Origin of the sequence: Pseudomonas agronomica (assembly GCF_025917275.1) — a bacterium.
GTDB classification, from domain to species: domain Bacteria; phylum Pseudomonadota; class Gammaproteobacteria; order Pseudomonadales; family Pseudomonadaceae; genus Aquipseudomonas; species Aquipseudomonas agronomica.
In genome coordinates, this window is record NZ_JAOSHO010000183.1 from 1 (window position 1) to 9,375 (window position 9,375).

The 9,375-nt window shown below is 62.3% G+C and carries 10 protein-coding genes; 4 read left to right on the forward strand and 6 right to left on the reverse strand.

The genetic code is table 11. The features are described 5' to 3' along the window. The coding region (locus OC610_RS14680) for a patatin-like phospholipase family protein (protein ID WP_264428645.1) at window positions 1-1,865 on the reverse strand (1,865 nt) is incomplete at its 3' end. Window positions 1,866-1,936: 71 nt separating this feature from the next. Here OC610_RS14680 and OC610_RS14685 point away from each other — a divergent pair. Next, complete coding sequence (locus OC610_RS14685) at window positions 1,937-2,224, forward strand: SelT/SelW/SelH family protein (RefSeq protein WP_030141128.1); 288 nt, start codon at window positions 1,937-1,939, stop codon at window positions 2,222-2,224. 6 nt (window positions 2,225-2,230) lie between these two features. Here OC610_RS14685 and OC610_RS14690 read toward each other — a convergent pair whose 3' ends face one another. Further along, on the reverse strand, window positions 2,231-3,121 hold the full coding sequence (locus OC610_RS14690; protein ID WP_264428646.1) for a DMT family transporter: 891 nt from the start codon (window positions 3,119-3,121) through the stop codon (window positions 2,231-2,233). A 71-nt stretch (window positions 3,122-3,192) separates the two neighbouring features. Continuing rightward, complete coding sequence (locus tag OC610_RS14695) at window positions 3,193-3,963, reverse strand: helix-turn-helix transcriptional regulator (protein WP_264428647.1); 771 nt, start codon at window positions 3,961-3,963, stop codon at window positions 3,193-3,195. A gap of 135 nt (window positions 3,964-4,098) precedes the next feature. On the opposite strand from OC610_RS14695, the gene OC610_RS14700 reads away from it, so the two are divergent. Beyond that, window positions 4,099-4,914, forward strand: coding sequence for a UDP-2,3-diacylglucosamine diphosphatase (locus OC610_RS14700; protein WP_264428648.1), 816 nt, complete (start codon window positions 4,099-4,101; stop codon window positions 4,912-4,914). A gap of 158 nt (window positions 4,915-5,072) precedes the next feature. Here the strand turns inward: OC610_RS14700 and OC610_RS14705 are convergent, their stop codons facing one another. Continuing rightward, a complete protein-coding gene (locus tag OC610_RS14705; RefSeq protein WP_264428649.1) occupies window positions 5,073-5,663 on the reverse strand; it encodes an HD domain-containing protein in 591 nt (196 codons plus the stop codon). 11 nt (window positions 5,664-5,674) lie between these two features. Beyond that, a complete protein-coding gene (locus OC610_RS14710) occupies window positions 5,675-5,986 on the reverse strand; it encodes a DUF962 domain-containing protein (protein WP_264428650.1) in 312 nt (103 codons plus the stop codon). 158 nt (window positions 5,987-6,144) lie between these two features. Here OC610_RS14710 and OC610_RS14715 point away from each other — a divergent pair, with 158 nt between their 5' ends. Further along, complete coding sequence (locus tag OC610_RS14715; protein WP_264428651.1) at window positions 6,145-7,200, forward strand: AraC family transcriptional regulator; 1,056 nt, start codon at window positions 6,145-6,147, stop codon at window positions 7,198-7,200. Here the strand turns inward: OC610_RS14715 and OC610_RS14720 are convergent. Further along, window positions 7,157-8,611, reverse strand: coding sequence for a TrkH family potassium uptake protein (locus tag OC610_RS14720; RefSeq protein WP_249873774.1), 1,455 nt, complete (start codon window positions 8,609-8,611; stop codon window positions 7,157-7,159). The two genes, OC610_RS14715 and OC610_RS14720, sit on opposite strands and share 44 nt — an antisense overlap. 155 nt (window positions 8,612-8,766) lie before the next feature. On the opposite strand from OC610_RS14720, the gene OC610_RS14725 reads away from it, so the two are divergent. Further along, entirely contained in the window at window positions 8,767-9,330 is a 564-nt protein-coding gene (locus OC610_RS14725; RefSeq protein ID WP_264428652.1) for an NAD(P)H nitroreductase, read from the forward strand. Window positions 9,331-9,375: the final 45 nt, after the last annotated feature.

The window sequence follows — 9,375 nt, forward strand, 5'->3', positions numbered from 1 at the left end:
TCGGCGGTGTCCAGGGTCCGCCCGTAGCGCCCGCCCAGGATGAAGGTGTCCGGGCCGCTGCTCAGGGCCTTGTCGAGCTTGAACTCCCACTGGCGATAACGTTGATCGGACCCCAGGCCAGGTTCGTATTGGCGCCATGACAGGCCGATGTCTTCACCTTCATGGGGGAAGTAGACGCTGTCCAGGGAGTCGAACGAATACTTGAGCTCGTAGAAGCCTTCGTTGAAGTTTTCGCTGGGCTGGTCGTGATCGCCAATACGTACGTCCGCCTTGCCCCAGGCCTGGCCAACCCCGAAGCGGATCTCTCCGCTGTTGCCGATCTGGCGACCCAGGTTCAGACCGAAGCCATAGCGCTCGACCCGATATTGGGCCACCGGATCGTTATCGAGAATCGACTCGACGTTGCGCGATTCGAACTGCCCGTAAGGCGCGATGAAGTAGCGTGAGCCGACGTCCAGCGGCTGATAGAACTCGCTGTACAGCTCCTGTTTGTCGCCGATCTGCGCCCGGGTCAGCCATTCGGCGCCCAGGCGATTGATGCCGTTGACCCGGTAACTGGCGCCGAGGTTGAAAGCGCTGTCACCGCGCATGTCGTCCGACAGGCTCAGTCCCACGCGCAAGTAATCGGTGCCGGTGCGTCTGCCCCGGGCGTTGATCACCAGTGTGTTGTCCACGCCCTTGTGCACCACGCGGTATTGCACCTGCTCGAAGTAATCCAGGCCGTACAGCGTGCCCATGTCGGTCTGCAGGCGCCCCAGGTCCAGCGGTTCGCCGATTTGCTGGCGAATGTAATAGCGGATCACATCGTCGCCGACCTTAGAATCGTTTTCCACTCGGATCGCGGTGATGATCGGGGTGCGCTCGCTGGGTGTACGCGCCGCCATCAGCTCGGCGTCGGTCGGTTCGGCGGGCCGCAAGTGCGCCAGGCGCGCTTTGAGTATCCGTGTGGCGCGGTAACCGGCGTCGACTATGTCCTGCGCCCGGCCGAAGTCGGTGGAACCGAAGCTTGCCAGGGCCGGTTGGATCAACACGTCTTCTTTCCCCAGCGTGGCCAACTGCTCTTCGGAGTTGCGCCGGGTCATCAGCGTCGTCGACTGGTTCAGCACATCCACCACGGTGACCAATTGCTTTCGGGTGCGCAGCGGTGTGCCGATGTCGACCACGATGGCCACGTCCACGCCCATTTCCCGAGCCACGTCCAAGGGGATGTTGTCGGCCATGCCGCCATCCACCAGCAGGCGACCGTCCAGTTCCACCGGGGCGAATACGGCGGGGATCGACATGCTGGCGCGGATGACCTTGGGAAGATGGCCTTTGCGAAACACGACTTTCTCGCCGGTGGCGATGTCGGTTGCCACGGCCCGGAAGGGGATCGGCAATTTGTCGAAATCCCGTGTGTCACTGGCGTGGGCCAGCAGGCTTTCCAGAAGCAGGGCGAGGTTCTGGCCCTGGATCACCCCCAGCGGCAGGCCAAGGCTGCCGTCGTCGCGGAAGCTGAGTTTCTGTTTGACCAGGAAATCGCGGTCGTCCTGCTTGCGCCGAAAGGGCACGTCCTTGCGCGGCGGGGCATCGGACAGGGCTTGCTGCCAATCGATGCCCAGGGCGAGCTTTTCCAGTTCATCGATCTTGTAGCCCGAGGCATAGAGCCCGCCGATGACTGCACCCATGCTGGTGCCGGCAATGGCATCGATCTTGATGCCTTGTTCTTCCAGGGCCTTGAGCACGCCGATGTGGGCCAGGCCACGGGCTGCGCCACCGGACAGTACCAGGCCGATCTTCGGGCGTGGTGTTTCGACGGAGGGCTCGTTGGCATGGCCGAGCAAGGGCAATAGCAGAAGAAGCAGGCAAGGCAGCAGGCGGCGCATGGTCGATCTCGGAGCGGGCGATCAAAGGCGAGTAGTATAACGACGCCTTTGGAACCAGGAGTTCAGCCGCAATGAGCGCACACAAACCGGAAATCATCATCACTTACTGCACCCAGTGCCAATGGCTGCTGCGGGCCGCCTGGCTGGCCCAGGAACTGCTCAGCACATTCGGCGACGACCTCGGCAAGGTGTCCTTGGTGCCGGGCACCGGTGGGGTTTTTCATATTGGCTGCGATGGCACGCAGATCTGGGAGCGCAAGGCCGACGGCGGATTCCCCGAGGCCAAGGTGCTCAAGCAGCGGGTCCGCGACCAGATCGACCCGGCGCGCGACCTGGGGCACAACGACAGAATTCAATGAACGGGATCAGTGAGACGGCGCCTGGGCGCCGGCGCTGGATTTCTTCGTGCCGTCCAGTTGGCTCGACACCACGATCGCAACGATGATCAGCACGCCACCGAGCAACATGCGCAGTGTCGGGTTTTCATCGAACAGCAGCCAGGCGATGGTGATGCCATAAACCGGCTCCATGGCGAACACCACGGCGGCGGTGCGGGCCTTTATCACCGCCAGGCTGGCGACGAACAGGCTGTGGGCCAGGCCGGTGCAGAACACGCCCAGCAGGCCGATCCACAACCAGTCGAGGGGGCGAACGTCGCTCAGTTGCGGTGCAGCCATCGGCAACAGGCAGAGGCCGACCACGACGTTCTGGCACAGCGCGGCCTGCACCGGCGGCACATGGGCGGAGCCGGCGCGATTGGTCAGCGATAACAGTGAGAACAACAGCCCCGAGGCCACCGCCCAGAGCAGGCCTGTGGTGGCGCCGCTGGCCAGGTCGAAGTCCGGCGTCACGAGCACCAGGCCGATGCTCACCAGGACCACCAGGAGGATTTCGTTGGCGCGGATTCGCTCGCGGAAAACCAGCCCTTCGAGCAGCACGGTGAAGGCCGGGAAACTGGCGAATCCCAACGTGGCGATCGCGACGCCGGCAACTTTCACTGAAATGAAGAAACTCACCCAGTGCCCGGTCAGCAATAGACCGCCCAGCAACAACCGGCGCAGGTCCTGGCCCCGAAGCTTTTGCCAGCGGGTAGGGCTGACGAATCGGGCAAACGCCGCCAGGGCCAGCACGGCGAATACCGCGCGGCCAAACACGATCACGGCGGGCGAGGCCGCGGCGAGTTTGCCAAAGACGCCGGTCAGGCCGAACATGAGTGCGCCGATGTGCAGGGCGCCGAGGGCGGTACGGGGTGTCATTGCAATCCTTGGTGAACGGTTGGACGTCCGGGTATTAAGCCCGTCGCCAGCCGTTCTTGTCTGTCGCGATCCTAGCGATTTTTAGCGCGAGACTCGCGTGGCTGCCGAAGCTTGCCCGGCGAGACGCCGAATTCGCGCAACACGGCGGCCGCAAAGGCGCTTTGCGAACTGTAGCCAACCCGTTGGGCGATTTCGCCGATCGGCAGGTGCGAATCCCGCAGCAACGCCACGGCCTTGTGCAAGCGGCGGCTGCGGATGTATTCCATCGGCGTCTGCCCGCATTCGGCGACGAAACGGGCATGCAGGCGCGCGCTTGAAAGCCCGGCGACTTGCGCCAGGTCCGCCACTTGCAACGGATAGGCGGCATATTGATCGATGTGAGCGTCGAGTGCGGCGTAGGGCAGGCGCCGGCCACCGGTGGTTTCCTGGCGCCCGCCGTTGAGGCTGGCGAGCAACAGCACTGCGCCTTGCTGGGCGATCACCGGGTCGTCCACCGGGCTGCCCGCCAGCCAACTGACCAACTGGCTTTGCCCCGCGTCCAGGGGCAGGCGAGTATTGCTATCGAGCAATCGGCGGCTCGCGTCGGCATGGTCGCCCAAGCATTGCCCGACCCACTCATCGTCCGGCACGTCCAGCACCAGGCAACGGCTGCCCTGGGGACTGCCGCACGCATGATGGGCGCCCGCCGGCACGACCACGAAACTCTGCTGCACCACCTGGCTGCCACGCCCTTCGACTTCGAAATCCAGCGCGCCGGACAAGCCAAACACCAGTTGCGCGTGGTCGTGGCTGTGGACGATCAAATCGTGGCTGTAGTGGCGTAGCGTGAGGATCGGTCTCATCGCAGTCTCCCGTGGCTGGCGGTCAGTCTACACTGAGGGCGTGGCGCGTCGTGCTGTCATGCAATCGACTTATTGCTGTCATGGGTCATTAACCGCTGGGGTGCACTGTGGTGAAAACGATCAGAGGGTTGCCCAATGACCAGCGCCGAGCTCGCCAGACCCAGCCGCAAGCAGCGTGTACGCACCCTGTGGATTTCCGATGTGCACCTGGGCACCCGGGACTGCCAGGCCGAGCACCTGTCGCACTTCCTCAAGGGCTACCACGCCGACAAGATCTACCTGGTGGGCGATATCATTGATGGCTGGAAGCTGCGTGGCGGTATGTATTGGCCCCAGGCCCATACCAACGTCATTCGTCGCTTGCTGACCATGAGCAAGCGTGGCACCGAGGTGATCTATGTCACCGGCAACCATGACGAATTCCTGCGGCGTTATTCGAAGCTGATCCTCGGTAATATCCAATTGGTGGACGAGGCGGTGCACGTGACTGCCGACGGTCGGCATCTGCTGGTGATCCATGGCGACCAATTCGATGTGATTACCCGTTATCACCGTTGGCTAGCGTTCCTCGGGGATTCGGCCTACGAATTCACGCTGACACTCAACCGCTGGCTCAATCACTGGCGGGCCCGTTACGGCTACGGTTACTGGTCGCTGTCGGCGTACCTCAAGCACAAGGTCAAGACCGCCGTCAGTTTCATCAGCGATTTTGAAGAAGCCATCGCCCATGAATGTGTAAAGCGTGAATTGCACGGCGTGGTGTGTGGGCACATCCACCATGCCGAGATCCGTCAGGTCGGCGAGGTGGAATACCTCAACTGCGGCGACTGGGTCGAATCCTGCACCGCGCTGATCGAGCACTGGGACGGAACGATCGAGTTGTATCGCCTGGCGGACGCCCAGGCGCGGGAGGCGCAATTGAAAGCACTCAAAGTCGCCGAACCTGCGTGAGCCCCCGTAGGAGCCCCCGTAGAAGCTGCCGTAAGAGCTGCTGTAGGAGCTGCCGAGTGCAACGAGGCTGCGATCTTTTGATCTTTTGATCTTTCGCTTGAGACTCAAGCGTCAGGGAAAAGATCGCAGCCTCGTTGCACTCGGCAGCTCCTACGCTCCTACAGGGCCGGCGTTTCTGCCATCGCCGCCTTGTAGATTGATTGCTTTGGCGCGGCGAACACCCTTTCCAGCATCGGCTCGAAGAAACTCAGCGGCAGCGTGTCGTACGCCGGATCGAACGCCGTAGCATCGTATTTTGCGCAGAAATCAATGGTCGCCTGGTACTGCGGATGTTCCAGGAACTGCTCGCGCAAGTGCCGATCCATGCCCAGGTGATGGAAAAAGTAGTAGCCCTGGAAGATCCCGTGCTGTTCCACCATCCACAGGTTTTCGGCGCTGACGAACGGCTTGAGGATCGCCGCGGCGATGTCCGGGTGGTTGTAGGTGCCCAGCGTGTCACCGATGTCGTGGAGCAGGGCGCAGACCACGTACTCCTCGTCCCGCCCGTCACGGTAGGCACGGGTGGCGGTTTGCAGGGAGTGGGTCAGGCGATCGACCGGAAAACCGCCAAAATCGCCGTCGAGCAATTTCAGATGGGCCAGGACTCGCCCGGGCAATTGCCGCGCATAGGCGCTGAAATCAGCGGCGATGATCGCCCAGTCCTCCTGGGTTCCGTCCTGCATGTGGGTGAAGCGCGCATGAGCATCCACCGGCTATCCTCCTAGAACGCCACCTTGCCCAGCAGCATGTCTCGGTACATGACGAAGTCACCGAGCAGGCTGTAGAACGGATGTTGGAAAGTGGCAGGACGGTTTTTCTCGAAGAAAAAATGCCCGACCCAGGCGAAACCATAGCCGGCCACTGGCAAGGCGATCCACAGCCACCAGGCGCCGACGACCAGGGCCATGGCGAAAACCAGAATGACCAGGGAGGTGCCGATGAAGTGCAAGCGTCGGCAGGTGCTGTTGCCGTGTTCGCTGAGGTAGTACGGGTAGAACTCGGCGAAGGTGTTGAATCGTCTAGCGTTTTCCACGACTGCGCTCTCTGTGGCTATTGTTTTGGCTACCGATGTTTTCCAGCTTGTTAACAAGTCTAGAGTGCTGATTTGTAACGGCCAGTGACAATCAGCGCCACTTTAGTATCCTTCGCAAATCCAGCCGTACCCTGCGGCTCGTCATGCAAGTAAACGTCATGAGCGAACGAACCACTTCTTCAAGCTGGGCGATGGGGATTGTCAAGGCGTTGGAAATGGACGGCCTGGACTGTCGGGCGCTGTTCAAGCGACTGGGCCTGGATTTCGAGGCGCTGGACGACCCCGACGCGCGTTTTCCCCAGGACTCGATGACGCGGCTCTGGCAATTGGCGGTGGAGATATCGGGCAACCCGGCCATCGGCTTGAACATGGGCAAGGTGGTGCGCCCGGCATCGTTCCATGTGGTCGGTTACGCGTTGATGTCCAGCCGCACGCTGGTCGAAGGGTTCCAGCGGCTGGTGCGCTATCAGCGGATCATTGCCGAAAGCGCTGACTTGAGCTTCCGTCATCTGGAAGAAGGCTATGGGTTGATCCTGACGGTGCATGGCGATCACCTGCCACCGACCCGGCAAAGCGCCGAAGCGTCCCTGGCTTGCGCGCTGGCCCTGTGCAACTGGCTGACCGGACGCCCCCTGCGTCCAGTGAAAGTGCTGTTCCAGGGCGCCGAGCCCGATGACGTTGCACCTTATCAGCAGGCCTTTGGCGCGCCGTTGGTGTTCGATGCTCCTTGCGACGCGCTGATTTTCCAGCAGGACGACATGGAGGCGCCGCTGCCCACGGCCAACGAGGCCATGGCGCTGCTCCATGACCGGTTTGCGGGGGAGTACCTGGCGCGGTTCTCCGGCAGTCGCGTGACTCACCAGGCGCGACAAGTGCTGTGTCGGCTGCTGCCCCAGGGCGAGCCCAAGCGCGACGTGGTGGCGCAGACACTGCACCTGTCGCAACGCACCTTGCAGCGGCGCTTGCAGGAAGAGGGCACCAGTTTCCAGAGTTTGCTGGACGACACCCGACGCGAGCTGGCCGAGCAATACCTGGCGCAGCCGAGCATGACCCTGCTGGAAATTGCATATCTGTTGGGGTTTGCCGACCCGAGCAACTTTTTCCGAGCCTTCCGCCGTTGGTTCGGTACCACACCCGGCGACTATCGCACGCGAGGCGTGGCCAAGCCGGTCAGTGACGCCAGAACGCCGGAATACACAGCACGAACACCGTAATGATCTCCAATCGGCCCAGCAGCATGCCAGCCGAGAGAATCCATTTGGCCGCGTCCGGCAGCGGGGCAAAGTTGCCGGCCGGGCCGATGGTTTCGCCGAGCCCCGGGCCGACGCCAGACACAGTGCTCGCCGCGCCGGTCAACGCCGTCATCCACTCCACGCCCAACAGGGACAGCAGCAGTGCGATCACGCAGATGGTGATGGCGAAGAAGAACGAAAAGGTCAGGATCGAGCGCACGATTTCTTCATCGAGGCGATGGCCGTTGTACTTCTGCTTGATCACCGCACGCGGGTGAATTAGCTGATTAAGGTTGGCCCGGAGCAGGATATAGGCAACCTGGAAACGGAAAATCTTGATCCCGCCGGCGGTCGAGCCGGAGCAGCCGCCGACGAACCCCAGGTAGAAGAACAGCATCAGCGAGAAATTGCCCCACAGGCTGTAGTCCCCCAGGGCGAAACCGGTGGTGGTGACGATGGAGGTCACGTTCAGCGCCACGTGTCGCAGCGCGTCGAGCCAATGCAGGTCGGTGGTCGCCCAATACCAGGTGCCAAGCACCAGCCAGGTGATCAGTAGCACGCCGATCAGCCCCTGTACTTGTTGGTCCTTGATCAGCGCCCGCCGATTGCCTCGCAGCATCGAAACGTACAAGGCGAACGGCAGGCTGCCGAGGATCATGATGACGATCGCGACCCAATGCACCGCTGGCTGGGTCCATTTGGCCAGGGACAGGTCCGAGGTGGAAAAGCCGCCAGTGGAAATCGCCGACATCGAGTGGTTGATCGCATCGAACAGGCTCATCCCCGCCCACCAGAGCGCCAGCGTGCCGAGAATGGTGATGCCCACGTAGGACGCCACGATCAGCCGCGCCACCATGTGCGAGCGCGGCATGACCTTTTCCGAGCGGTCGGACGATTCAGTCTGGAACAGCCGCATGCCACCGATGCGCAACAGCGGCAGGATCGCCACGGCCATGCCGATAAAGCCGATACCGCCGAGCCAGTGCAGCAACGAGCGCCACATCAGGATGCCCGGCGACATCGTGTCCAGGCCGCTCAACACCGTCGCCCCGGTGGCGGTGATCCCCGACATGCTTTCGAAGAAGGAATCCGTGTAACTGATGTGTTGGGTCAGCAAGAAGGGCAGCGCGGCAAAGACACACACCACCAGCCAACTGCTGACGGTCAGCAGGTACATGTCCCGGGGACGCAGGTGCACGTGTTCCGGACGTCCGGGAAGGATCAGGGCCAGGCCGGCGACAAAGGTGATCATGCTCGACCAGAGGAACGAGGGCAGGTCGCTGGTGCGTTCGAAGACCAGCAGCGTCGCCATCGGCACGACCATGAAGATCGCCAGGGTGATCAGGAAGATGCCGATGATGAAACCAATGATCCGCAGGGTCGGCAACGCCATGAAGTCCGCTCGGGCTGAAGAGGAAAGGGCGCCATTCTACCTGCGACAGGTGGCATGTAAACCGGCGCCCGGTGTCGCTTGTAACTGAATTTGAACTAACGAACTGGCCGCACAAGCCTCTAGAATAGCCAAACAATTTTTCCAGGAGGTGGCCGATGCAGGCTCTCGACGCTTTGCTCAACCGTGTTTCCGTCCCGCGCCTGGTGGACCCGGCGCCCACGCCCGAACAGCGCGAGGTCATGTTCGCCGCCGCGATGCGGGCGCCCGACCATGGTCAGTTGCGGCCATGGCGTTTCCTGACAGTTGAAGGGCAGGCGCGCCATCGCATGGGTGAACTGCTGGCCGAAGCGGCACGGTTCAACGACCCGCTGGTGGCCGAAGCCGTGGTGGAAAAGGCGCTTAACGGCCCGCTGCGCGCGCCTCTGGTCGTGGTGGTGATCGCCCGGTTGCAGGACCATTTCAAGATCCCGAAATCCGAGCAACTGCTGGCGGCCGGCTGCGCCGCCCATGGCATCCTCCTGGCGGCTTATGCCCTGGGAATCGGCGGAGTTTGGCGCACGGGCGAACTGGCTTACTCGCCGCATGTGGCCAGGGGGCTGGGGCTTGAAGAGGGCGAAGAAGTGATTGGTTTCCTCTACCTCGGTACCCCGCAGAAAGAAGCGCGCACGGCGCCGCAGGAAGATATCGGGCTATTTGTCCAGGAGTGGACAGGCCTGTAGCCGCTGCGTAGGAGCTGGGTACGAGCTGCGTAGGAGCTGCGTAGG

Coding starts and splice junctions, on each gene's coding strand:
- OC610_RS14720 (WP_249873774.1), bottom strand. CDS start 8,611: ATGGCGTTGCCGACCCTGCGGATCATTGGTTTCATCATCGGCATCTTC.
- OC610_RS14685 (WP_030141128.1), top strand. CDS start 1,937: ATGAGCGCACACAAACCGGAAATCATCATCACTTACTGCACCCAGTGC.
- OC610_RS14695 (WP_264428647.1), bottom strand. CDS start 3,963: ATGAGACCGATCCTCACGCTACGCCACTACAGCCACGATTTGATCGTC.
- OC610_RS14715 (WP_264428651.1), top strand. CDS start 6,145: ATGAGCGAACGAACCACTTCTTCAAGCTGGGCGATGGGGATTGTCAAG.
- OC610_RS14725 (WP_264428652.1), top strand. CDS start 8,767: ATGCAGGCTCTCGACGCTTTGCTCAACCGTGTTTCCGTCCCGCGCCTG.
- OC610_RS14700 (WP_264428648.1), top strand. CDS start 4,099: ATGACCAGCGCCGAGCTCGCCAGACCCAGCCGCAAGCAGCGTGTACGC.
- OC610_RS14690 (WP_264428646.1), bottom strand. CDS start 3,121: ATGACACCCCGTACCGCCCTCGGCGCCCTGCACATCGGCGCACTCATG.